At 71.1% G+C, this 22,765-nt stretch carries 20 protein-coding genes; 11 read left to right on the plus strand and 9 right to left on the minus strand.

What is annotated here, in order from left to right; all coding sequences use genetic code 11:
• Positions 1-3: 3 nt before the first annotated feature.
• From C0481_RS13615 to C0481_RS13625, 3 genes are read right to left on the minus strand one after another with little or no spacing between them, the layout of a single operon-like run.
• Positions 4-1,569 (minus strand): HAMP domain-containing sensor histidine kinase, encoded by a 1,566-nt coding sequence (locus C0481_RS13615; RefSeq protein ID WP_293404641.1) that lies wholly within the window; start codon positions 1,567-1,569, stop codon positions 4-6.
• Complete coding sequence (locus tag C0481_RS13620; RefSeq protein WP_293404642.1) at positions 1,566-2,279, minus strand: response regulator transcription factor; 714 nt, start codon at positions 2,277-2,279, stop codon at positions 1,566-1,568. The genes C0481_RS13615 and C0481_RS13620 overlap by 4 nt, the downstream gene beginning before the upstream one ends.
• Entirely contained in the window at positions 2,276-3,712 is a 1,437-nt protein-coding gene (locus C0481_RS13625; RefSeq protein WP_293404643.1) for a DUF4173 domain-containing protein, read from the minus strand. Before C0481_RS13625 ends, C0481_RS13620 begins: the two co-directional genes overlap by 4 nt.
• Positions 3,713-3,891: 179 nt before the next feature.
• Between C0481_RS13625 and dapB the strand changes: the two genes are divergently transcribed.
• The 5 genes from dapB (at position 3,892) to dut (ending at position 10,687) form a co-directional block, all read left to right on the plus strand.
• Positions 3,892-4,662, plus strand: coding sequence for a 4-hydroxy-tetrahydrodipicolinate reductase (gene dapB, locus C0481_RS13630; RefSeq protein WP_293404773.1), 771 nt, complete (start codon positions 3,892-3,894; stop codon positions 4,660-4,662).
• Positions 4,662-6,089: an amidase family protein gene (locus C0481_RS13635; RefSeq protein ID WP_293404644.1), complete on the plus strand. Its 1,428-nt coding sequence runs from the start codon at positions 4,662-4,664 to the stop codon at positions 6,087-6,089. The genes dapB and C0481_RS13635 overlap by 1 nt, the downstream gene beginning before the upstream one ends.
• A gap of 69 nt (positions 6,090-6,158) precedes the next feature.
• Entirely contained in the window at positions 6,159-8,087 is a 1,929-nt protein-coding gene (locus C0481_RS13640) for a prolyl oligopeptidase family serine peptidase (RefSeq protein WP_293404645.1), read from the plus strand.
• A gap of 109 nt (positions 8,088-8,196) precedes the next feature.
• Positions 8,197-10,134 carry an alpha/beta fold hydrolase gene (locus tag C0481_RS13645; protein WP_293404646.1) on the plus strand — a complete coding sequence of 646 codons (1,938 nt, stop codon included), beginning with the start codon at positions 8,197-8,199 and terminating at the stop codon, positions 10,132-10,134.
• A gap of 106 nt (positions 10,135-10,240) precedes the next feature.
• Entirely contained in the window at positions 10,241-10,687 is a 447-nt protein-coding gene (gene dut / locus C0481_RS13650; RefSeq protein WP_293404775.1) for a dUTP diphosphatase, read from the plus strand.
• Here dut and C0481_RS13655 read toward each other — a convergent pair.
• The 5 genes from C0481_RS13655 to C0481_RS13675 form a co-directional block, all read right to left on the minus strand.
• Positions 10,684-12,693, minus strand: coding sequence for a TonB-dependent receptor (locus C0481_RS13655; RefSeq protein WP_293404647.1), 2,010 nt, complete (start codon positions 12,691-12,693; stop codon positions 10,684-10,686). The two genes, dut and C0481_RS13655, sit on opposite strands and share 4 nt — an antisense overlap.
• 72 nt (positions 12,694-12,765) lie before the next feature.
• On the minus strand, positions 12,766-13,047 hold the full coding sequence (locus C0481_RS13660; RefSeq protein WP_293404648.1) for a hypothetical protein: 282 nt from the start codon (positions 13,045-13,047) through the stop codon (positions 12,766-12,768).
• Complete coding sequence (gene glcF, locus C0481_RS13665) at positions 13,044-14,339, minus strand: glycolate oxidase subunit GlcF (protein ID WP_293404649.1); 1,296 nt, start codon at positions 14,337-14,339, stop codon at positions 13,044-13,046. The genes C0481_RS13660 and glcF overlap by 4 nt, the downstream gene beginning before the upstream one ends.
• Complete coding sequence (locus tag C0481_RS13670; RefSeq protein ID WP_293404651.1) at positions 14,339-15,556, minus strand: FAD-binding protein; 1,218 nt, start codon at positions 15,554-15,556, stop codon at positions 14,339-14,341. The genes glcF and C0481_RS13670 overlap by 1 nt, the downstream gene beginning before the upstream one ends.
• 2 nt (positions 15,557-15,558) lie before the next feature.
• Complete coding sequence (locus C0481_RS13675) at positions 15,559-17,046, minus strand: FAD-linked oxidase C-terminal domain-containing protein (protein ID WP_293404653.1); 1,488 nt, start codon at positions 17,044-17,046, stop codon at positions 15,559-15,561.
• A 175-nt stretch (positions 17,047-17,221) separates the two neighbouring features.
• Between C0481_RS13675 and C0481_RS13680 the strand changes: the two genes are divergently transcribed.
• From C0481_RS13680 to C0481_RS13690, 3 genes are read left to right on the plus strand one after another with little or no spacing between them, the layout of a single operon-like run.
• A complete protein-coding gene (locus C0481_RS13680; RefSeq protein WP_293404655.1) occupies positions 17,222-17,959 on the plus strand; it encodes a GntR family transcriptional regulator in 738 nt (245 codons plus the stop codon).
• A gap of 14 nt (positions 17,960-17,973) precedes the next feature.
• Positions 17,974-18,342 (plus strand): c-type cytochrome, encoded by a 369-nt coding sequence (locus C0481_RS13685; protein ID WP_293404657.1) that lies wholly within the window; start codon positions 17,974-17,976, stop codon positions 18,340-18,342.
• Between the two features lie 21 nt (positions 18,343-18,363).
• Positions 18,364-18,837, plus strand: a complete 474-nt coding sequence (locus tag C0481_RS13690; protein ID WP_293404659.1) for a hypothetical protein — start codon at positions 18,364-18,366, stop codon at positions 18,835-18,837.
• 4 nt (positions 18,838-18,841) lie between these two features.
• Here the strand turns inward: C0481_RS13690 and coaBC are convergent, their stop codons facing one another.
• A complete protein-coding gene (gene coaBC, locus C0481_RS13695; RefSeq protein ID WP_293404777.1) occupies positions 18,842-20,035 on the minus strand; it encodes a bifunctional phosphopantothenoylcysteine decarboxylase/phosphopantothenate--cysteine ligase CoaBC in 1,194 nt (397 codons plus the stop codon).
• Between the two features lie 115 nt (positions 20,036-20,150).
• Between coaBC and C0481_RS13700 the strand changes: the two genes are divergently transcribed.
• The 3 genes from C0481_RS13700 to C0481_RS13710 all read left to right on the plus strand — a co-directional run bounded on the left by C0481_RS13700 (position 20,151) and on the right by C0481_RS13710 (position 22,719).
• Complete coding sequence (locus C0481_RS13700; RefSeq protein ID WP_293404661.1) at positions 20,151-20,681, plus strand: hypothetical protein; 531 nt, start codon at positions 20,151-20,153, stop codon at positions 20,679-20,681.
• A gap of 91 nt (positions 20,682-20,772) precedes the next feature.
• Entirely contained in the window at positions 20,773-21,774 is a 1,002-nt protein-coding gene (locus C0481_RS13705; protein ID WP_293404663.1) for an NADPH:quinone oxidoreductase family protein, read from the plus strand.
• A gap of 93 nt (positions 21,775-21,867) precedes the next feature.
• Positions 21,868-22,719, plus strand: a complete 852-nt coding sequence (locus C0481_RS13710) for an SDR family oxidoreductase (protein WP_293404665.1) — start codon at positions 21,868-21,870, stop codon at positions 22,717-22,719.
• Positions 22,720-22,765: the final 46 nt, after the last annotated feature.

The following is a 22,765-nucleotide window of genomic DNA, read 5'->3' on the forward strand; positions in this document are numbered from 1 at the left end:
GCGTTAGGCCGCCGCCGGCAAGGTGATCACGAACCGCGCGCCCGCCTCGCTGGCGACCAGCTCGATCGTTCCGCCGTTGGCCGCCAGCAGCGAGCGGGCGATCGACAGGCCAAGCCCAGTTCCGCCCTCCGCCCGGCGGGTGGTGAAGAACGGCTCGAACAGTCGCGCGGCGTCGGCGGCGCTGACGCCTGGGCCGTCGTCGGCCGCCTCGATCAGCACCCCTGCCGCCCGGGTCCGCAGGGCGAGGCTTACCTGCTTCGCCCCGGCCTGGCGGCTGTTCTGCAACAGCACCCCGACCACCGCCTCAAGGGTGGCGGCGGGCACGGCGACCGGCGGCAGGCCGGGCTGAATTTGCGTCGCCACCCGAAAGCCGCCGGCGTGCATGGCGTCCGCCGCCCGCTGAACCGCCCCGGCCACATCGGTCGACAGCCCGGCCTCCGGCCGCGCCATGTCGGCCCGCGCCAGGTCCAGCAGCCGGGTGACCAGCTGCGACAACCGCGCGGAATCGGCGGCGATGTTGCCGAGAAACCGCGACCGCTCCTGCGGGCTCATCTCCTCGCCATGGTCCTGCAGCAGCTCGACGGCGCCGCTGATCCCGGCCAGCGGGGTCTTGAACTCATGGCTGACCGAGGCGGCGAAGTCGCGCAGATAGGCGCTGCGCCGCTCGATCGCCGCCGACATCGCCCGGAAGTCCTCGTACAGCGACTGGATCTCGACCGCCGCCGTGGTCGGGGTCTCCAGGGTCTGCACGCCGCCGGCCGCCACCTGCCGCGAGGCCGCGCTCAGCTCCTCGATCGGCCGGGTCACCCCGCGCGAGACCAAGCCCGCGAGCACCACCAGCAGGGCGGCGATCCCGACCACGCCGATGGCGATCTTGCCGCGGTCCTCGTAGATGCCGCGGAACAGCGCCCGCGGCGAGCGCGACAGCAGCACCACCCCGACCACCCGGCCGCCGACCTCGATCGGCCGCGCGTGATGCAGCCGCAGGCCCGACGCCCGGCTCAGCCATTCCAGCGAATAGCGCGGGCGATAGTCGCCGACCCGCCGCAGCACCGTGCGCGGATCGCCCGCCAGCGCCGAACGCACTTCGGCCAGGTCGGCGAGGGACCCGCCGCCCTGTGCGATCACCCCGCGCGCGTCGAGCAGCACCACCGAGGCCAGGGTCGTGCGGACCGTCTGGTCGATCATCGGCTCCAGCCGCGCCGCGGTCTGCACCGCCGCCGCGTCGGGCGGGCCGCTCGGCGCCGGGGCCGGCCGCTCGGGCAGCAGCGGCGAGGCTTGCAGGTCGATGGTGCTGGGTTCGGGCGCGTATCGGCCCTCTTCCCGCGTATCTACGACGACCGGCGGCGGCGCGCCGGGCCAGGCGACCGCCGCCGCCGCCGCGATCGCCGCGCCCTGGGCCACCAGCTCGGCCTCGGTCTGGCGCACCAGGGTGTTCTCGTAGACCCGCAGGAAGATCGCGCTCAGCCCCGGCATCGCCGCCGCGAAGAACAGCACCGCGAACAGGATCACCCGCAGCCGCAGCCGCGGCCAGCGGCGCTTCAGGAAGGCCTTGGCGGCGCCGATCACGCGTCCTGGCCCAGGCAGGCGCCCAGCCGGTAGCCGACCCCCGATCGCGTCTCGATCACGTCGTGCGCGCCCAGCGCCGCGAACTTGCCGCGCAGATTGCGCACATGGCTGTCGACCGTGCGGTCGGTGATCGCAAAGCCAGGCCCGCGCAGCCGGTCGATGATGGCGTCGCGCGTGAACACCTTGGCCGGCGCCGCGGCCAGGGTCCGCAGGATGCCGAATTCCGTGACCGTCAGCGCCAGCGGCTGTCCGTCCCAATGCGCCAGCCAGGCGTCGGGATCGAGGCTCAGCCGCCCGCGCGCGACCTGGTCCGCGCCGCCCGCCGCAACGGCCGCCGCCGGGCGCGACCGGCGCAGGATCGCGGTCACCCGCGCCACCACCTCGCGCGGGCTGAACGGCTTGACCACGTAGTCGTCGGCTCCGAGTTCGATGCCCAGTACCCGGTCGATCTCCTCGTCGCGCGACGACAGGATCAGGATCGGCAGCTCGCCCTTGGCCCGCAGCTGGCGGCAGACGTCCAGCCCGTTCAGTCGCGGCATGTTGAGGTCCAGCACCAGCAGGTCGGGCGCGGCGGATTGCGCCCGCTCCAACGCCGCCTCGCCGTCCTCGGCCTCGACCACCTCGTAGCCGGCCTTCTCCAGCGCGAAGGCCAGCAGCTGGCGGATGTGCGGGTCGTCGTCGGCGATCAGGATCTTGGCCATGAGCGTCATGATCCGGCTTCGATGGGCCCCGTCAATGCGGCCGCCGCATCCAGCCGCCGCTGCCCGCGCCAGGTCCAGGTACGCCAGTGCATCTGACGCACCGCCAGCTCGGCCTGCGTCCGGCGCTGCGCCGCCTGAACCTGGGCCGCCACGCCGGGCGGCAGCGGTCGGCGCGAGAGCTCGGTCAGCGGGACCAGCGCCGCCGGGCCCAGCTCGCGCAGATACGCGACGTCCAGGCTCGGACCACGCGGATCGCCGGTCGCCTCGCGCGCATGGCGCACGTTCCAGCTCGCCGCCACGGCGCCGATGTCGGCGATCGCCACGCCAGTCAGCACCACCGCCAGCGCCGCCGCATTGGCCCCGATCAGCCAGCTCGCGCTCTTCTCCCGCACCAGCCGCACGCAGATCAGCACCAGTCCCAGCCCGACCAGCGCCATCCAGATCAGCGCCGAGATCCGCAGCTGGGTCAGACCATAGGCCTCGACATAGTCGATCGTCCGCAGCGCGCTGGAGGCCACCAGCAGCAAGTTCTGACCGACCCAGGCGATCACCAGCCAGCGCACCGCGCGGGACTGCGCCGCACCTGGCCGCAGGAAGACCAGCACGAAGCCGCCGGCCAGCAACGCGGTGACGATCAGCAGGTAGGCGCCGCGGTGCGCGTACTGCGCGAAGCTCACCCCCTCCGGCAGCGGCGCGCCGCTCCACAGGAAGGCCAGGTCGAGGGCGTTCTGCAGGGCGAACAGCGCGTTGAACACCACCAGTGAAAGGGTCACCGAGGCCGACGCCGTTCCCGGTCCGCGGCTGCGCCAGACCGGCATGAACCGCCGACGCGCGCCGCGCGGCCGCAGCAGCGCCCAGGCGATGACCGCCATCAGCATCGAGAACAGCAGCCGCGCCAGCGAGAACGGCGGCAGCCGCCAGGCCGCCAGGCCCCGTTCGATCAACGGATTGGCCAGCACGAACAGACCCAGGAACATCGCTCCGCCGAGCACCGGCAGCGCCGAAGCGACCAACAGGCGCCTCACCGCCCCGGGCCGCCCGCCCCTCGCGGCGGCCCGGCGGATGTCGAGCACAGGGGCCGGAACCGACATCAAGCCGGCCCGCAGCAGCCGCAGCGCCCAGTCGCCGACGTCGCTGCGCGCATCGGTCCGCGGCGATAGCACCGCCACGCCCAGGGCCAACGCCGCCAGCGTCCAGGCGATCACCCCCGGCCGATCGATCAGCAGCAGGCAGAAGCCTGCCGCGACGCCAAACGCCGCCTGCGCACGGCGCTCGCGCCACGTCTCCGGATGAGCGGCCAGCGCCACGGCCAGGGCCGCGAGCATGAAGAGGCCGAGATTGGCCCCGACGTCATGGTCGAACAGCAGGAGGTCAGCGGCCGCGACCAGGCCGAGCGCCAGCGCCGACTTGGTTCGAAACGAGGATCGCCAGCGGGCGGTCATGCGAGGAGCTCCGGTTGCAGGAGCGCCAGCTATCGCCGGCTCGCTTCCAGCCCTGCGGGAGCGCCTGTCCACGGCGCGAGGCGTTGCCGTGCAGAAGCCGTGCAGGCTGGCGCCTTGACCGCGACCGCCAGGACGGGAGACTAGCGCGCCTCAAGTTTCGTCGCGTCGGAGACCTCCCCCTGTCCAGTCCCATCGACATCGCCGTGGCCGGCGCGCTCGGCCGCATGGGCCAGGCCGTCAGCGCCGTGGTCTCCGACCGCCAGGACGTTCGTCTCGCCGCCCGCTTCGATCGCCCCGGCGTCGAGGGCGAGGGCCTCATGCCGCTCGACCAGGCGCTGGCCGCCGCTCAGGTCGTCATCGACTTCACCACCCCGGCCGCCTCGGTGGCCCTGGCCCAGGCCGCCGCCGCGCGCGGCGCGCCGGCCCTGGTCATCGGCTCCACCGGCGCCTCGCCCGAACAGATCGAGGCCATCGAGGCGGCGGCCAAGTCCATCCCGATCGTGTTCGCCGGCAACTACTCGCTGGGGGTCAACATGCTGATGGGTCTGGTCGCCCAGGCCGCCAAGGCGCTGCACGCCGACGCCTACGACATCGAGGTCACCGAGAGCCACCACAAGCGCAAGGTCGACGCCCCGTCCGGCACCGCCCTGATGCTGGGCGAGGCCGCCGCCCGCGGCCGTCAGGTCGCCCTGGCCGACGTCGCCCAGCGGGTGCGCGACGGCATCACCGGACCGCGGCCGGCCGGCGAGATCGGCTTCTCGGTGATCCGCGGCGGCGGCATCATCGGCGAGCATTCGGTGATCTTCGCGGCCGAGGACGAGATCCTGACCCTCAGCCACTCGGCCCGCGACCGCGGCCTGTTCGCCCGCGGCGCGGTCGAGGCGGCCCGCTGGGTCGCCAGTCAGCCGCCCGGCCTCTACGACATGCAGGACGTCCTGGGGCTGAAGTGATGGCCGACCTCCTCGCCCGCGACGCCACCGGTCAACTGTCGGCGCTGAGGGCCAAGGAGGTCTCCGCCGTCGAGCTCTTGAAGCTCTCGCTGGCCCGGCACGAGCAGACCCACGCCCGGCTCAACGCCGTGGTCGCCGCCGACCTCGAGCGCGCCATCGACTTCGCCAAGGCGGCCGACGACCTGCGGGCCAAGGGCGCAGGCGGGCCGCTCACCGGCCTGCCGATGACCATCAAGGACACCTTCGACGTGATCGGCATGGCCGCCTCGTCGGGGATCGAAACGCTGCGCCGGCGCAAGCCCGACGACGCCGCCGTGGTCGCCGCCGCCCGCCAGGCCGGAGCGGTGATCTGGGGCAAGACCAACGTGCCGGTGATGGCCGCCGACTGGCAGTCGTTCAATCCGCTGTACGGCGCCACCAACAATCCCTGGGACCTGAGCCGCGTCCCCGGCGGCTCGTCGGGCGGGGCGGCCGCGGCGCTGGCCGCCGGCGTCACCGCCCTGGAGATCGGCTCGGACATCGGCGGCTCGCTGCGGGTGCCGGCGAGCTTCTGCGGCGTCTTCTCGCACAAGCCGACCTGGGGCCTGGTCTCCCAGGTCGGGCACGTCCCGCCAGCCCCCGGAACCCACGCCGAGCGCGACCTCAACGTCGTCGGGCCCATGGCCCGCTCGGCCCGCGACCTGCGGCTGCTGCTCTCGATCCTGGCCGAGGGCGTGCCGGCCAAGGCCGAGCTCGCCGACCTCAAGACCCTCAAGCTCGGTCTCTGGCTGGACGGCTTCCCGCTCGATCCGGAGGTCCGCGCCGTGCTCGAAGGCCTCACCGGGCGGCTGCGCGCCGCCGGGGTCGAGGTGCGGCCGATCTCGGCGCCCGTGGCCCTCGACCAGTTGATGGACGCCTATCGCGTGCTGCTCGGCTCGCTGGTCGCCACCGACATGCCGGCCAAGGCCCAGATCGCCATGCGCCGCATGCGCGGGCCGGCCGCCGTCGCCCTGGGGCTGGGCGCACGCCGCGAGTCCTGGGCCGGCCTGACCCGCGCCTATACCGCCAGCCACGCCGAATGGATCGCCGCCGACGAGGCCCGGGCCCGCCTGCGCAGCACGATGTCTGAGACGTTCGAGGCCTTCGACGCCATCCTCGCCCCGGTGGCGCCGACCGTCGCCTTCCCGCACAACCACCGGCCGTTCGCCAGCCGCAAGCTCAAGACGACCGACGGCGCGACCATTCCCTATCCGGCGATGCTCAACTGGATCGCGCTGGCCACCGCCTGCCACCTGCCGGTGACCACCATCCCCGCAGGCCTGGCCGCCAGCGGCCTGCCGGTCGGGGCCCAGATCATCGGCCCTCACGGCGCCGACTCCCGCACCCTGTCCATCGCCCAGGCCATCGACGAGTCTCTCGGCGGCTACGTCGCCCCGCCGCCGGCCTGAGGCTCCGCAACCCTTGCATGTACGCCCGCGGCATGTACCCTTGTCGCGGGCATTCCGGGGGGAAGTGTTTTGCAGCGTAGAGTTCTGGCGGCCGCCATGTGGGCGGGCGTCCTTGGTTTTGTCGGCTCGGCGCAGGCCGCGCCGCCGCCCGCGTCCGCCTACGGCCGGTTCCCCGCCGTCGCCGACGCCGCGATCTCCCCCGACGGCCGCCGCATCGGGATGCTCGGCGGCCAGGACGACAAGCGCTTCGTCTCCATCGCCACCATCGACGAGCCGAACGTTCCGGTCCTGCCGCTGGGCGCAGGCGAAGGCCTGGGCCTCTTCTGGGCCGGCGACGATCACCTGCTGGTGCGGACGGCCTTCTGGTTCTCACCTCGGCCCAAGGAGATGCATCGCTTCGAGCGCCACATCTCCATCACGCCCGAGGCCAAGCTCGCCACGCGCCTGCTGGAGAACGAGACCTATTCCCAGCACTTCTACAATCAGCCGATCATGGTTGCGCCGCAGGACGGCTCGGGCCGGATCGTCCTGCGTGGCGGCGCCAACGGCGGCAACGAGGGCACGGTGATGGCGCTCTGGCGCGTCGATCCGGCCACAGGGCTCGGCGAGACGCTCGCCAAGGGTGCGGCGACCACCCGAAACTTCAGCGTCGATGCGACCGGCGCGGCGCGCGTGCGCCACGACTACGACACCAACCGCATCACCGATGTCGAAGCCATCCATCTCTCGCGGCCGGGCCAGGGCGCGGCGCTCTGGACGCGGTTCTGGTCGACCAAGCTCGGCGGCCGCGAACGCTACCTCGGCTACTCGGCGCCCGAGGACGCGGTCTATCTGTTCCTCGAAACCGGCGCCATCGTCCGCAAGCCCACGAGCGGCGGCGACATCGAGGTCGTCGATCGCCCCTCGCCCGACACCTCGCCCTACATGCTGTGGGACCACATGCGGGCCTCTCCCCTGGCCATCGTCAGCGGGGGCGGGGCGACCGAGAACTACAAGTGGCTCGACCCCGAACTCGGCGGCGTCCACGCCTCGCTGAGCAAGATCTTCAAGGGCAAGGAAGTCTGGCTGATCGACTGGTCGGCCGACCGCACCCGCGTCCTGTTCAACGTTAGTTCGCGAACCTCGCCGGACGCGGTCTATCTTTATGACCGCGGCCGCAAGGAAGTGTCCCTGCTCGGCGAGGACTATCCCGAGCTCAAGGCCGCGCCGGTCGCCCTGGGCCGCTGGCTGACCTTCAAGGCCCGCGACGGCAAGGACATTCAGGCCTATCTCACCCTGCCCCCGAACGCCGCGCCGGGCTCCAAGCCGCCGCTGGTGGTGATGGCCGGCGAGGCGCCCGGGGTCAACAGCCGCGCCGACTTCGACTACATGGCCCAATTCCTGGCCAGCCGCGGCTACGCCGTGCTGCAGCCCTACCACCGCGGCCTCTGGGGCTTCGGCGACGAGTTCTACGAAGCCGGCTTCGGCGAGTGGGGCGGCAAGATGCAGACCGACCTGATCGACGCCGTCGCGGCGGTGTCGGGCGAGGTCGACGCGCGCCGGCCCTGCATCGTCGGCCACGACTTCGGCGGCTACACCGCCCTGACCGCCATCGCCCTGCAGCCGGACGCCTGGCGCTGCGCCGCCTCGATGGGCGGACTTTCCGACCTTGGCCTGATGATGTCCAAGCGCCGCTGGTTCTACGACTACGAGTCGCTGGCGCTCGAACGTCTGCGCGAGCGGATGGGCGGCACGGGCAAGACCAAGCTCAGCGGCGCCTCGCCGGCCCGCTTCGCCGCCCAGGTCGGCGGCCCGGTGCTGTTGATCCACGGCGACCAGGACACCGAGATCGACCCCGAGCAGTCGAAGGTCATGGCCGACGCCCTCAAGGCGGCCGGCAAGCCGGTCGAGCACATCGTGATGAAGGACGAGGCCCACTACTTCTCGCGTGGGACCAACCGCGTGCAGATGCTGGAGGCGCTGGAGACCTTTCTGGCCAAAAGCTATCCGGCGAGCTGACGCGAATTCGAGGGTGCGGCGCCCCGTCTGGTTGCAAGACTGCGCCGTATCCATATAGAGCCCGCTTCGGGGGACTTCGGCTCGGCCGCATCCAAGGAATAGCTCAGCCATGCGTATCATTTCGGCGGTCGCGCTCGCGGCCATCGCCGGGGCGGCTCACGCGGCGCCGCCGCCCGCTTCGGCCTTTGGCCGAGTTCCGGCCGTCGCCGACACCGCCATCTCTCCGGACGGCCGCCGCGTCGCCCTGCTGGGCGGCACGTCCGAGCAGCGCTTCGTCTCGATCGCCACGATCGATGACCCCAACATGCCGGTCATCTCGCTCGGCGACGCCGAGGCGATCAGCCTGAGGTGGGCCGGCAACGACCACGTCCTGGCGCGCATGGCCTACTGGAAGTCCGACGGCCCGCGCACGGCCTACCGGTACGAGCGCAACGTCTCGATCAACACCCAGGGCCAGGCGGTCTCGCGCCTGCTCGAAAACGACGCCTTCGCGCAATACGGGCTTCAGCAGCCCGTGCTCGGCGTCGTCGCCGGCCCGCCGGCGAACGCCTTCGTCCTTGCCGTGGCTCCGATCGAGGCCAACAGCGGCATGGACACTCGCATCAAACGCAAGGGCACCGACGGCTGGGCCCCGGCGGTCATGAAGGTCGACCCCGCCACCGGCAAGGGCGTGCGCGTCGAACGGGGCGACTCCGACACCATCACCTGGGCGCTGAACGCCGCCGGCGAGCCGAAGGTGCGCCTGGACGTCGACGAACTGACCCACAAGTTCGAAATCTACGCTCGCTCCGGCGCCCGCGCCTGGACCCAGATCTGGCAGGGCCCCAACTACGAGAGCCGCCGCCAGTACCTGGGCTACTCGGCGCCCGAGGATGCGATCTATCTGGCGATCGGCGACCGCATCGTCCGCAAGCCTCTGGCCGGGGGCCCCGACCAGCCGGTTGGCCAGCCGCTGAACGGGATCTCGCCCGACATGATCTGGGATCCCCATCGGGTCGCGCCGGTCGCCATCGTCGGCGGGGCCGAACGGCCAGTCTACGACTGGCTGGACACCGAACTCGGCGCGACCCACGCGGCCCTGTCCAAGGCCTTCAAGGGCAAGGAAGTCGGGCTTTGGGAGTGGTCGGCCGACCGCACGCGCTTCGTCGTCCGGGTCGCCTCGCCCCAATCCCCAGGGGCCTGGTACCTGTTCGACAAGACCCGCAAGGAGCTCTCGCCCCTGGGCGAGGAGTATCCCGACCTCAAGGACGCCGCCTTCGGCCAGACCAGCTGGATCACCTACAAGGCCCGCGACGGCCTCGAAATCCCGGCCTACCTGACCCTGCCGCCGGGCCTGGCGGCGGGCGCCAAGCCGCCGCTGATCGTGCTGCCGCACGGCGGCCCGACTGCGCGCGACGGCTATGAGTTCGACTACATGGCCCAGTTCCTCGCCACCCGCGGCTACGCGGTGCTGCAGCCGCAGTTCCGCGGCTCCTGGGGCTTCGGCGACGCGTTCGAACAGGCAGGCGCAGGCGAGTGGGGCGGCAAGATGCAGACCGACCTGCTCGATGGGATCGCCGCCGTCGCCGACAAGGCCGATGCACGCCGGGTCTGCATCGTCGGCGCCAGCTTTGGCGGCTATGCGGCCCTGGCCGGCGCCACCATGCACCCCGAGGCCTACAAGTGCGCCGCCTCGGTGGCCGGCATTTCCGACCTCGGCCTTTGGCTGGAACAGCTGTGGCGGATCTCCGGCGACGACTCGGCCAAGATCGGCGAACTGCGCGCCACGCTCGGCGCCGCCGACAAGGGCAAGCTCAACGCCACCTCGCCCGCCCTGCTGGTGAGCGAGACCACCGCCCCGATCCTGCTGGTCCACGGCGACCAGGACACCGTCGTCGCCCCGCAACAGTCGCAGGTTATGGCGGGCGCCCTGAAGGCGGCCGGCAAGCCCGTCGACTACGTCGTCCTGGCCGGCGAGAACCACGACATGACCCGCTCGGCCACCCGCACCCAGATGCTGCAGGCGCTGGAGACCTTCCTCGCCAAGCACCTGCCGGCGACGAACTGACCCTTCCCCGGCCCTCGCCCTTGAGGCGGGGGCCGGGCTCTGGCATTCCGCCCTCACGCACTATCGGAGGGCGAGAGCCATGACTGAACCGCGCGGCCTGACGCCCATGACGGCGACCTTCAAGCGCTGGGACGGCAACCACGACCTGCCGCTGCCCGCCTATGCGACCGCCGGGGCCGCCGGCTTCGACTTCCGCGCCGCCGTGCCGGAGGGCGAAACGGTCACCATCGAGCCGAACGCCCGCGCCCTGATCCCGACCGGCTTCGCCGTCGCCCTGCCGATCGGCTACGAGATGCAGATCCGCCCGCGCTCGGGCCTGGCCGCCAAGAACGGCGTCTCCATCGTCAACGCACCCGGCACCGTCGACTGCGACTATCGCGGCGAGATCCTCGTCTGCCTGATCAACCTCGGGGCCGAGGCCTTCCATGTCCGCCGCGGCGACCGCATCGCCCAGGGGATCATCGCCGCCGCCCCGCAGTGGACCCTGGTCGAGGCCGACGAGCTCGACGACACCGTCCGCGGCGCCGGCGGCCACGGCTCGACCGGCGTCTAGTTGAACGCCTTGCGGACGCTGAGCCGCACGTTTCGATAGCTCTCCTCGTCGCGCCGCTCGGCATATACGAGGTCGGCGACGTGCCGCAGCCCGGCGTGCACGTCGCGCTCGCTCCAGGCGCTGCGGGCGGTCAGATTGTTGACCTCCAGCCGCAGGGTCACGTCCGAACGCGGCGAGTAGTCGACGAAGGCTGAGGCCCAGGGCTCGGCCCCGCTGGCCTCGGTCCCGTCGAACCGATAGGCGGTCTTGTCGGTGAACCCCGACAGGTTGACGCCCCAGGTCGCGTTCCACGCCGGCAGATCCTGGGTGAAGGCCGCGTTCCATTCCAGCGCCGACTGGCCGGAGTAACCGCGCCGCTCGCCGGTCGCCGCATCAGTCACTTCCGAGCGCACGGCCTTTAGGCCCGCCTTCAGCAGCCCACCGGAAATGCCGCCCGCGTCCAGCGGCACGGTCGAATTCAGCTCGAGCATCTGGCGCAGGCCCGGACCGACATTGCTGCGCGCGTCGAACAGGCCGTTGGGACCGGCGACCGGCGCCAGGCCGATGACGTCCTCGATCTGCTCCTGGCGCAGGATCGCCGCCAGCGCTCCGCGTCCCGCGAACCGCTGCTCGAAGGCGACCTCGGCGCGCAAGGTCTGGGTCGGGGCCAGCATGCCCGCCCCGGCCGTCACCACCCCGGTGTACATGTTCACCGAGGCCACGAAGTCGTTGAAGTTCAGCTGCCCAACCTCACGCTCAATCCGCACACGGATTAACTGTCGAGCGTTCGGCGTCCAAGTCAGCGCCGCCGACGGCTTGGCGAACTCCAGCGCCTGCTCGTCGCCATGGCCAGGGTCCAGAACCGAGGCTTCGAACCGCAGGCCCGCCTCCAGCGCCAGCACCGGCGAGGGCTGCCAGACCCCGGTGGCGAAGCCTTCGCCGCGCCGCTCCTCGACCCGAGCCTGCGAGCCGGGCGCGGCGACCAGCGCCCCGCCGACCATCAGCGCGCTGTCGCCCTCCAGCCAGTTGAACGCCGCCTCCAGGCCGGTCTCCAGCGACAGCGCGTCCCAGCCGTGGAAGCGCAGCACCGCGCGCCCGACCGTCTCCCCGGACTCGTCGAAGCGGCGATAGCCGACGATCTTGGCGGCGTTGGCCGACGTCGCCCGCGTCTCGTTGGTGCGCCACGAGCGCAGAGCCACGGTCTCCAGCTCGACGCCGCCGCCCAGCGGCGCGACGTAGCGGCCGCCGACCTCGCCGCCCGCCCCGCGATAGGCTTCCTGCAGCAGGCCAAATCCGGCCGGCGTGGCGAACGCGTCGCGCTCGGTCACGTCGCTGACGTCGCGATAGCCGCGGATGTTCAGCCGCACGTCGCCCAGCGGCAGCGCCGTCTCGTAGGCGAGCGAACCGACCACTTCCTCGACCGGCTTGTCGCTGTCGATCTGCGAGTCGATCAGCAGCCGCCCGTCGCCGGCGGTGCGCACTCGATGGACGCCGCGGCGGTCGTGGGCGTCGCCGCGCTCGTAGCTGGCCGCCGCCTCGAACACATGGGCGCCCAGCCGCGCGGCCAGGTCTGCGGCGACCTCGCCCTCGTTGCGGCCCTGGGCGTCGAGGGTCAGGGTGTCGGCGAGCGTGACCGTCCCGCTGATCCCGCCGCGAGGGTCGCGAATGACGTTGGCCACCACCGGCTTGCGCTGCATGTCGATCCCCGGCGCACCGCCGCGGATCACGTCGATGCGGATCACCTGGTCGGCCGGGATGCGGGCCAGCACGTCGCTCAGCGAGTCGCTCTTCGACGACGGCCGCCGCCCGTCGATCAGCACGTTGCCGGCCGCGCCCGAGAGGCCGCGCACGGCGCCGCCGCCGTCGAACGCGAAGCCGGGGATACGGTCGATCATCGCCTTGGCGTCGCTGGGCCGCGAGGCGGCGAAGAAGCCGCCCTCATAGCTGGTCACCGCCTGGTCGGTCGGTGCGGACCCGGCGTCCTGGGTCAGGGCCGCGGCCAGCAAGGCGATCGACAGTACTCCCACGCGCGTCCCCCTTCGAACTAGCAGCGTGATCTACGGCTGAGTACGGCGGATGTCTACGGCGCGAACGGCGGTTTATCGCCCGCCGGACCCCTGCGGCGGTAACGCTTTCTGGAGGTAGGCGACGATCGCCGTCTGTTCGGCGCTCGACGCTTCGGCGCCCTTCTCGACCATCGCCTGAACGACGTCGCTCCAGGCCGCGTGCTTCTGGCTGCGGTGGATCAACACCTCGGCCTCGTGGCAGCCGGTGCAGACCCGCACGGTCTCGGCGCGGCCAGGGCCCGCGGGCAGCTCGCCGGGGGTCTGGGCCGACGCCGTGCTGGCGGTCAGCAGGACGGCGAGGGCCAGCCGCCTCACACGCGCCCCGCCAGCGCCGCCGGCGCCGGGCCGCCCGCCGCCCAGTCGAGCAGCTCGACGGTGTGCACCACCGGCACGCCCGATCCGCCGGCGATCTGGGTCAGGCAGCCGATGTTCCCGGCGGCGATCAGGTCGGGCTTGGTCGCCTCGAGATTGGCGACCTTGCGCTCACGCAGGCGTCCGGCCAGCTCCGGCTGCAGGAGGTTGTAGGTGCCGGCCGATCCGCAGCAGATGTGCGGCTCCACCGGCTCGACAATCGTCAAACCTGCCGCTTGCAGCAAGGCCTTGGGAACATTGCCGATTTGCTGTCCGTGCTGCAGCGAGCAGGCCGAGTGGTAGGCGACCCGCAGAGGCGGGATCCCGACCTGCGGCAGCGGCCCAAGCTCTTGAAGAACCTCGGTAATATCCTTGGCCAGCGCCGAGACCTTCGCCGCCCGCTCGGCCCATTCGGCAGATTCCCGGAAGACGAAGCCGTAATCCTTCACGGTAGTCCCGCATCCGGAGGCCGTGACGATGATCGCGTCGAGCCCCTCGCCCTCGATTTCGCGGGTCCAGGCGGCGATGTTGGCCTGGGCCAGCAGGTGCGAGCGATCGGCCTTGCCCAAGTGGTGCGGCAGCGCCCCGCAGCAGCCGGAACCCGGCGCGGTGACCACCTCGACCCCCAGGCGGTTCAGCAGCCGGATCGCCGCGGTGTTGATCTCCGGCGCCAGCACCGGCTGCGCGCAGCCCGCCAGCAGCGCCACCCGGGCCCGTCGCTCGCCCACGGCCTTGAAGACATTCGGTTTTTCGGCGGGATCGGGCGACGGCAGCGTCGCCGGCGCCATCGCCGCCATGCCCTTCAGCCGCCCTGGCAGCAGCCCCGCGAACGGCCGCCCGACCTGCGCCAACCGCAGCGCCCAGCGAAACAGCGCCCGGTCCGGCAGCACCCGCGCCAGCATTCCGCGCAGAAAACGCTCCGGCCACGGACGAACATGGTGCTCCTCGATATAGGCCCGGGCGTGATCGACCAGGTGCATGTAGTTCACGCCCGACGGGCAGGTGGTCATGCAGGACAGGCAAGAGAGGCAGCGGTCGACGTGCTTGACCGTCCGAGCCGGCGGCGGGCCGCCGTTCTCGAGCATCTCCTTCATCAGGTAGATCCGGCCCCGCGGGCTGTCGAGCTCGTCGCCCAGCAACAGGTAGGTCGGGCAGGTCGCCGTGCAGAACCCGCAGTGCACGCAGGTGCGGATGATCTTTTCGGACGACGCCGTATCCGGATCGGCCAGTTGCGCGGGCGAAAAGCTGGTCTGCATCAGGCGTACATCCGGCCGGGATTGAAGATGCGCTGCGGGTCGAACTGGGTCCGCACCCGCTCGGTCAGCGCCGCCACGCCCGGCGCCAGCGGTTGGAACGGCGCGACCTGCGCCCGCACCGCTGCGCCGGCGCGCATCAAGGTCGCATGGCCCTCGCCGCCGGCGACCTGCGCCAGCACCTGCCGCACCCGGCCGGCATGGGCGTCGGGCGCGGCCGGCAGCTCCAGCCACACCGCCCCGCCGCCCCAGTCGTAGAAGCAGCGGCCGGAGAGCTCATCGGCCAGCCGCCGGCCGACCGCCGCGCCAGATGTGGGCGCAACCGAGAGCTTCCAGACAGGGTCGTCGCGCCCGACGAAGAAGGACGCGTCGGCGATCTCCTTCCAGGCCAGCTGCGATGCCTCGCGGTCCAGCACCGCCTGCCGCGTCTCGCTGGACAGCACTTGCGCCAGGTGCGCGATCCGCGCCGTCACCGAGGGCCCCACGCCCTCGACCCGCAGCAGCGTCACCGCGCCGTGGGCCGCCGAGAGCTCGCCGACCTGCGAGCGCGCCGCGATATCGGCCGGCAGGTGCGCGGCCGACGACACCTGGGCCGGGCAACCCAGCGCCTTGGACATCACGGCCATCGCCGCTTCGTCCGACAGACCGCGGATCACCAGGGTCTGCGCCTGCGGCGGCGCGGGCAGCACCTTCAAGGTCAGCTCGGTGACGACGCAGAGCGTGCCGAAGCTTCCGGTGGCCAGCTTGCAGACGTCGAAGCCGGTGACGTTCTTGACCACCCGGCCGCCGGCCGCGAACGCCTCGCCAAAGCCGTTGACGCCCTTCAGCCCCAGGCAGTGGTCGCGCGGCCCGCCCGCCGTCAGCCGCCGCGGCCCGCCGCGCCCGGTCATCATCGCGCCGCCGACGGTGCCCAGGCCAGCCGGCAGTCCCCACAACGGCCCGAAGTCCGGCGGCTCGAAAGCCAGGCATTGACCGCGCTCGGTCAGCATGGCGGCGATCTCGCTCATCGGCGCGCCGGGCTCGACCGCCAGGATCAGCTCTTCGGGTTGATAGGTCACCACGCCGTTCAGCGCCGACAGATCCAGCACCTCGTCGGCCTCGACCGCCCGTCCGAACCCGCGCCGCGTTCCGGTCCCGACCAGTTCCAGCGCCTTCCCCTGGGCCAGCGCGTCCTTGACCGCCTGTTCGGCGCCCGCCGCATCGTTCGGTGTCCAGGCCACGTTCAGAACCGATCCAGTTCGGGAAAGCGGACCTTGCCGCCATGGATGTGCACGCGGCCGAGCTCGGCGCAGCGGCAGAGCTTGGGGAACACCTTGCCGGGGTTCAGCAGCCCGTCCTCGTCAAAGGCGCACTTCAGCCGCTGCTGCTGGTCCAGGTCGGCCGGTCCGAACTGCACCTCCATCAGGTCGCGCTTCTCGACGCCGACCCCGTGCTCGCCTGTCAGCACCCCGCCGACCTCGACGCAGAGGGTCAAGATCGCCGCGCCGAGCTCCTCGGCCTTGTGCAGTTCGCCCGGCACATCGGCGTCGTAGAGGATCAGCGGGTGCAGATTGCCGTCGCCGGCATGAAACACATTGGCGATCCGCAGGCCGCACGCCTCCGACAGCTCGGTCATCCGCCGCAGCACCTTGGGCAGAGTCGCGCGCGGGATGGTGCCGTCCATGCAGTAATAGTCGGGCGAGATCCGGCCCACCGCCGGGAACGCCGCCTTGCGCCCGGCCCAGAAGCCCTTGCGCTCGTCCTCGTTCATCGAAATCCGCAGATAGCTGGCGCCGCAGCCCTCGCCGATCTCGCGCACCACCTCGATCAGGTGGTCGACCTCGGCTGGCGGACCATCCAGCTCAATGATCAGCAGCGCCTCGACGTCGAGCGGGTAGCCGACCTTCACGAACGCCTCAGCCGCGGCGATGGCCAGGCGGTCCATCATCTCCATGCCGGCCGGGATGATGCCCGCGGCGATCACGGCGGCGACGCAGGCGCCGGCCGCCTCGACCTCCTGGAAACCCATCAGCAGCGCGCGCTGGGTCTCGGGCGCCTGCAGGATGCGGACCGTCACCTCGGTCACCACGCCCAGCAGCCCTTCCGACCCGCAGACCACGCCCAGCAGGTCGAGGCCCTGCGGATCCAGGTGCTTGCCGCCCAGCCGCATCACCGTGCCGTCGATCAGCACCAGCTCCACGCCGAGCAGATTGTTGGTGGTCATCCCGTACTTCAGGCAGTGCACGCCGCCGGCGTTCTCGGCGACATTGCCGCCGATCGAACAGGCGATCTGACTGGAGGGGTCGGGGGCGTAGTAGAAGCCCTCGCCGGCGACCGCGTGGGTCACCGACAAGTTGGTCACGCCAGGCTGCACCACCGCGCAGCGGTTGGCGTAGTCGACCTCGAGGATGCGGTTGAACTTGCCCAGTCCTAGGATGATCCCGTCGGCCAGCGGCAGCGAGCCGCCCGACAGCGAGGTCCCGGCCCCACGCGGCACCACCTTGAGCCCGACGCCGTGGCAGTAGGCGAGGACCCGGCTGACCTGGTCGACCGTTTCGGGCAGCACCACGATCATCGGCCGCTGGCGATAGGCGGTCAGGCCGTCGCACTCGTAGGCGGCCAGGCCCGCGTCGTCGTCGATCACCCCTTCGCCGGGGACGATCGCGCGCAGCGCCGCGACGAACTCGCCGCGGCGGTCCAGCAAACCCTGGTCGGGCGCGGGCATCAGCATGGCTGCGCCGTTCTCTTCATGGCCGCCCGACCTCCCCGCTCGAACTGACGGGTCGACATAACGCGGCCGGTCGGCCATGACCACCGCCGCGGTGCGGCATGCTTCCCTTAGGTGAGCACGTTTCGTATACTGAATACGAAAAGCCGGCTCGGTCGCCGGCCCACGAGCGTAGATGATGGACGGCGATTTTCCCCTGGGCGACCCTCACGGCGCCACGCCGACCACGCTGAAGTCGCACCTGCTGCGCTTGCTGCGCCAGGCCATCCTGTCGGGCCGTTATCCGCCTGGCTCGCGCCTCAACGAGAGCCAGTTGGCCCGCGAGTTCAAGATCAGCCGCATCCCGATCCGCGAGGCGCTGATGCAGCTGCAGGAAAGCGGCTTGGTCACCAACCACGCCCGCCGCGGCATGTTCGTCACCCGGCTGACCGACGAGGACGTGCAGCGCATCAACAGCATCCGGGTGGTGCTGGAAGCCGAGGCGCTGCGTCTCTGCCGGCTCAACATGACCAAGGCCGCGGCCGCACGGCTCAGCGCCATGGTCGAGCAGATGGAGGCCTGGGAGGTCGGCGACCGCCCGGCCGCGGCCACCACCGACTTCGAGTTCCACCGCGAGATCTGGGAGCTGTCGGGCAATCCCTATCTGGCGCGCACCCTCGACTCCCTGTGCACCGTCCTCTTCGCCCATGCCGCCCAGGACCGCGGCGAAACCATCAAGTGGCGCTTGAACCGGCATCGCGGCCTGCTGGATGTGGTTTTGGGCCGCTCCAGCGTCTCACCAGAGGATGCCGTGATTGCACACTTGAGGGTCTCCTATGACGAGCCGGAGAAATTCTCCAGCTTCGCCGCGACGCAACGGACCGACGAGCCGGCCGTTGACCGCTCGCGGCCCAAGCGCCGGACCTCAGCACGATGAGCAGGATCGCCCCGATGACTCCACGCAGCATTCTTGGCCTGGCCGTCGCCCTCGCCGCCGGCCTCGCCTCCTCGGCCGCCGCCCAGGCGCCGGGCGAGACGGTGTTCAAGCAGCAGTGCGGGACCTGCCACGCCATCGCCCCCGGCGGCCCGGCCAAGCTCGGCCCGCCGTTGAAGGGCATGGTCGGGCGCAAGGCCGGGACCGTCCCGGGCTACGCCTATTCCAAGGCGCTGAGCGCCTGGGGCCAGACCTGGACCACCGCCAATCTCGACAAGTACCTGGCCAAGCCCGCCGCGGTCGTGCCGGGCACCAAGATGCTGGTCGGGGTCGCCAACGCCGATCAGCGCGCGGCGGTCATCGCCTATCTCGCCAGCCAGAAGTAGCCGCCAACGCCCAGGTGACTCATGAACACGGTTGAACTCCGGCCAGGCGCCCGCCTCGCCGGAGCGCCCCAGCATGCCTGCTCGACGGGCCGCGCGCCGGACTATCACGCGCTCGGGACGTTTTCGGAGACCTGGTCGTTCCTGGAATACTTCCTCGGGCGCTGCGTCCAGGTCGGCGGCGGCGAGACCGCTTGCGACCAGCCGCTGAGCCTGGCGGCCCAGCTCGACGCCTTGGAGCGCCTGGAGCTCGGCGCTCAGCGCAGCGAGGCTGCGGCCCTGGCCGCGGAGATTCGCGTCGCCGCCCACCGGCGGCAGGCCGCATTGCAGGACCTGGCCCGCGCCAGCCTCAACCGCATGGGTCTTGGCCAGTTCGACATCCCCGCCGCCCTGCCACACGACGGCGACAAGGCGCTGGAGGCCCTGCACATGCGGACCTGCGATCTCGTCCGCCGCACGGTGCTGCTGCTCTGCGCCCTGGAGAAGGCGCAGCGCTGAGGCCTCAGCCCAGCGCCTGCGCCATCCGCTCGGCCAGCTTGCGGGCGACTTCGGACTTGGCGGTCCGATCCCAGCGCTCGACGCCGTCCTGCGTGACGATCGAGACGGCGTTGTCGTCGCCGCCCATGGTGCCGGCGACGCTGACGTCGTTGGCGACGATCCAGTCGCAGCCCTTCTTGGCCAGCTTGGCCTTGGCGTAGGCCTCGACGTCGTTGGTCTCGGCCGCAAAGCCGACCACCAGCGCCGGGCGGCGGGGCGATTGCGACAGGGTCGCCAGGATGTCCGGGTTCTCGATCAGGCTGATCGTCGGCGGACCCTCGGCGCCCTTCTTCATCTTGGTTCCGGCCGCGCTCTCCGGGCGCCAGTCGGACACGGCGGCCACGCAGACGGCGATGTCGGCCGGCAGCGCCGCCTCGCAGGCGGCCAGCATCTCGCGGGCGGTCTCGATGTCGACGCGCTTGACCCCCGGAGGTGTCGCCACGGCGACCGGACCAGCGACCAGGGTCACCTCGGCGCCGAGCTCGGCCAAAGCCTGGGCGATGGCGAAGCCCTGCTTGCCGCTCGACCTATTCGTCAGCACACGGACGGGATCGATCGGCTCGGCGGTCGGACCGGCGGTGACGATCGCGCGCCTTCCGGCCAGCGGCCGCGCCGCCGGGCCTTCCAGCGCCGCCATGATGGCCGCGAAGATCACCGGCGGCTCGGCCAGTCGTCCAAAGCCGTACTCCCCGCAGGCCATCGCCCCTTCGTCGGGACCGACGAACAGCACCCCGTCGGCCTTCAGCTGGGCGACGTTGCGGCGCGTGGCGGGATGCTCCCACATGCGCACGTTCATCGCCGGGGCCATCAGCACCGGCTTGTCGGTGGCCAGCAGGGTGGTCGAGGCCAGGTCGCTGGCATGGCCGTGCACGGCCTTGGCGATCAGGTCGGCGGTGGCGGGGGCGACGACCACCAGATCGGCCGATCGCGAGAGTTCGATGTGGCCCATCTCGGCCTCGTCGGTCAGCGAAAACAGCTCGGAATAGACCTTGTCCTCGCTGATCGCCGCCAGCGACAGCGGGGTGACGAACTGCTCTCCGGCCTTGGTCAGGATCGGCCGCACGCCAACCCCGGCCTTGCGCAGCAGCCGGGTCAGTTCCAGCGCCTTGTAGGCCGCGATGCCGCCGCCGACGATCAGGAGAATCCGCTTGTCCGACAAGGCTTCGTGCCCCTCCGCAATGGTCGCTCGGTCATAGGCCATACGAAGCGGCTGGACAAACGTCGGTTTCCGTTCTTAATTTGTTCCACAACTTGGCCGTGAGAGGGAGAGAACGATGGCTAAGTACAAGATTGCGTTGAGCCTGGGCCTGGCCCTGATCCTGACCGCCGCCTGCGAGCGGCCCTCGGCCGTCGCCCAGAAGGACGAGGCGCCGGCCGCCTCGGAATCCCGCCAGTTCGCGGCCGCGCCTTCCCGCGCGACGAACCCCGCCCGCGTAGACGAACCGGTGCGCGAACTGGACGGCCGCCCGATCTGGTCCGCCAGCCGCCGCGGCAGCGCCGAGGAGAACGCCCAGCGCGCCTTCGACCGCAATGGCGAGGCGTTCGGCGCCCGTGACCTCGACGACTTCGTGCGCAAAGCCTACGCCTTCATCGAAAGCCCGCCCGCCGGCGTCCAACGCCTGACCCGGGCCAACGGCGACGTTTTGCTCTACGACCCCAAGAACAACGTCTTCGCCGTCGCCACCAAGGACGGGGCGCCGCGCACCATGTTCAAGCCCGACGAAGGCGCCGCCTACTGGGACGAGCAGAAGGCCCGCCAGGCGCAGCAGGCCTCGCGCCGCGGCGACGACAACGGCGAGAGCTGATCACTCAAACAAATGTTCGAACCGCCTCTTTCGCCGCTTCCGCCCCTGCGCTAGCGTCCGCGCCAATCAATTCCAGACGCGGGAGACGGACATGAAAGCGGTGCTCAGCAAGGTGACGGGCGGCCCCGAAACCCTGGTGTACGAGGATGTTCCCGCGCCGGAGGTCAAGCCGGGCCATGCGGTGATCTCGGTCAAGGCCGTGGGCGTGAACTTCCCCGACGTGCTGATGATCGAGGACAAGTACCAGTCCAAGCCGCCGCGTCCGTTCTCGCCGGGCGGCGAGCTGTCGGGCGTGGTCAAGGCGGTCGGCGAAGGCGTCACCAACGTCAAGGTCGGCGACCGCATCCTGGCCAACACCGGCTCGGGCGGCATGGCCGAGGAAGTCCTGCTGCCGGCCAACCGCCTGTGGCACATCCCCGACTCCATGCCGCACGACATCGCCGCGGCGTTCATCCTGACCTACGGCACCTCGTGGCACTCGCTGAAGGACCGCGCCGACCTGAAGGCCGGCGAGACGCTGCTGGTGCTGGGCGCGGCCGGCGGCGTCGGCCTGGCGGCGGTCGAACTGGGCAAGGCCATGGGCGCGCGGGTGATCGCCGCCTGCTCCAGCCAGGAGAAGGTCGACCTGGCGATCAAGCACGGCGCCGACGCCGGGGTGGTCTATGGCCGCGGCCCGTTCGACCGCGACGGCCAGAAAGCGCTGGGCCAGCTGTTAAAGGAAGCCGGGGGCGAGCACGGCTTCGACGTGATCTATGACGCCATCGGCGGCGACTATGCCGAACCCGCCCTGCGCTCGATCGCCTGGGAAGGCCGCTACCTGGTGGTCGGCTTCGCGGCCGGCGACATCCCGAAGATCCCGCTGAACCTGGCGCTGTTGAAGGGCTGCCAGATCGTCGGCGTGTTCTGGGGCACCTGGGCGGCGCGCAATCCCGAGCTATTCGCCAAGAGCATCGACGAGCTGCTCGAGCTGTACGCTCAAGGCAAGGTCACCCCGCACGTTTCCGAGCGCTTCCCGCTCGAACGCGGCGCCGACGCCATCGCCCACCTGGGCAGCCGCAAGGCCATGGGCAAGGTCGTCGTCACCATCGACTGACGAAGCTGGAGTGGAAGCCGCCGAAACGGCTTCCACTTTCCCCGGCCGCGCTCTAGTTATCGCCGATCACATAACAAAGATCGGGAGCGAAACATGGCGGGACGTCTGGACGGCAAGGTGGCTTTGATCACCGGCGGCGCATCGGGGATCGGGCTCGGCACGGTCGAGCTGTTCGTGGCCGAGGGCGCCAAGGTCGTCGCCGCCGACATCCAGGACGAAAAGGGCGCCATGCTGGAGAAGCGCTTCCCCGGCCAGGTCGTCTACGCCCACTGCGACGTCACCAGCGAAGCCGAGATCGAAGCGGCGCTGCAGAAGGCCAAGTCCGAGTTCGGCGGCCTCGACATCCTGTTCAACAACGCCGGCATCTCCGACCGCATGACCTCGATCGGCGAGATCACCGCCGACGGCTGGAGCTGGATTTTCGACATCCTCGTGCGCGGCCCGGCCCTGGGCATGAAGCACGCCGTGCCGCTGATGCTGGAACGCGGCGGCGGGTCGATCATCAACACCGCCTCGATCGCCGGGCTGCAGGCCGGCTTCGGCCCGATCGCCTACTCGACCGCCAAGGCCGGCGTCATCCACATGAGCCGGGTGGCCGCCGCCCAGCTGTCGCCGCAGAAGATCCGCGTCAACGCCATCTGCCCCGGCCTGATCGCCACCTCGATCTTCGGCGCCTCGTTCGGCCTGCCGCGCGAGGTCGCCGACCAGATGGCCGCCCGCGTCGCCGAGAACGCCGCCCAGGCGCAGCCGGTGCCGAAGGCCGGCCTGCCCGACGACATCGCCCAGGCCGCGCTCTATCTGGCCTCCGACGCCGCGGCCTTCGTGTCCGGCACCCACATCGTCGTCGACGGCGGCATCACGGTCGGCGGCCGCCACGCGTGGGACCCGAACATGGTCTCGCCGTTCGCCACCATCCTGGGCGACCTGACCCCCGTTCAGCCTTGAGCGAGACGGCCGGCAAGCCGCGGCTCGACCACAACGTCGAGGGGGC

Source organism: Phenylobacterium sp., from assembly GCF_013822795.1.
In the GTDB taxonomy this organism is placed as follows: Bacteria; Pseudomonadota; Alphaproteobacteria; order Caulobacterales; family Caulobacteraceae; genus Phenylobacterium.

Excerpts from the sequence above, each read along its gene's own strand:
- C0481_RS13620 (WP_293404642.1), bottom strand. The coding sequence starts at position 2,279 with ATGACGCTCATGGCCAAGATCCTGATCGCCGACGACGACCCGCACATC.
- C0481_RS13625 (WP_293404643.1), bottom strand. The coding sequence starts at position 3,712 with ATGACCGCCCGCTGGCGATCCTCGTTTCGAACCAAGTCGGCGCTGGCG.
- C0481_RS13635 (WP_293404644.1), top strand. The coding sequence starts at position 4,662 with ATGGCCGACCTCCTCGCCCGCGACGCCACCGGTCAACTGTCGGCGCTG.
- C0481_RS13645 (WP_293404646.1), top strand. The coding sequence starts at position 8,197 with ATGCGTATCATTTCGGCGGTCGCGCTCGCGGCCATCGCCGGGGCGGCT.
- dut (WP_293404775.1), top strand. The coding sequence starts at position 10,241 with ATGACGGCGACCTTCAAGCGCTGGGACGGCAACCACGACCTGCCGCTG.
- glcF (WP_293404649.1), bottom strand. The coding sequence starts at position 14,339 with ATGCAGACCAGCTTTTCGCCCGCGCAACTGGCCGATCCGGATACGGCG.
- C0481_RS13675 (WP_293404653.1), bottom strand. The coding sequence starts at position 17,046 with ATGCTGATGCCCGCGCCCGACCAGGGTTTGCTGGACCGCCGCGGCGAG.
- C0481_RS13680 (WP_293404655.1), top strand. The coding sequence starts at position 17,222 with ATGGACGGCGATTTTCCCCTGGGCGACCCTCACGGCGCCACGCCGACC.
- C0481_RS13685 (WP_293404657.1), top strand. The coding sequence starts at position 17,974 with ATGACTCCACGCAGCATTCTTGGCCTGGCCGTCGCCCTCGCCGCCGGC.
- C0481_RS13690 (WP_293404659.1), top strand. The coding sequence starts at position 18,364 with ATGAACACGGTTGAACTCCGGCCAGGCGCCCGCCTCGCCGGAGCGCCC.
- C0481_RS13700 (WP_293404661.1), top strand. The coding sequence starts at position 20,151 with ATGGCTAAGTACAAGATTGCGTTGAGCCTGGGCCTGGCCCTGATCCTG.
- C0481_RS13705 (WP_293404663.1), top strand. The coding sequence starts at position 20,773 with ATGAAAGCGGTGCTCAGCAAGGTGACGGGCGGCCCCGAAACCCTGGTG.
- C0481_RS13710 (WP_293404665.1), top strand. The coding sequence starts at position 21,868 with ATGGCGGGACGTCTGGACGGCAAGGTGGCTTTGATCACCGGCGGCGCA.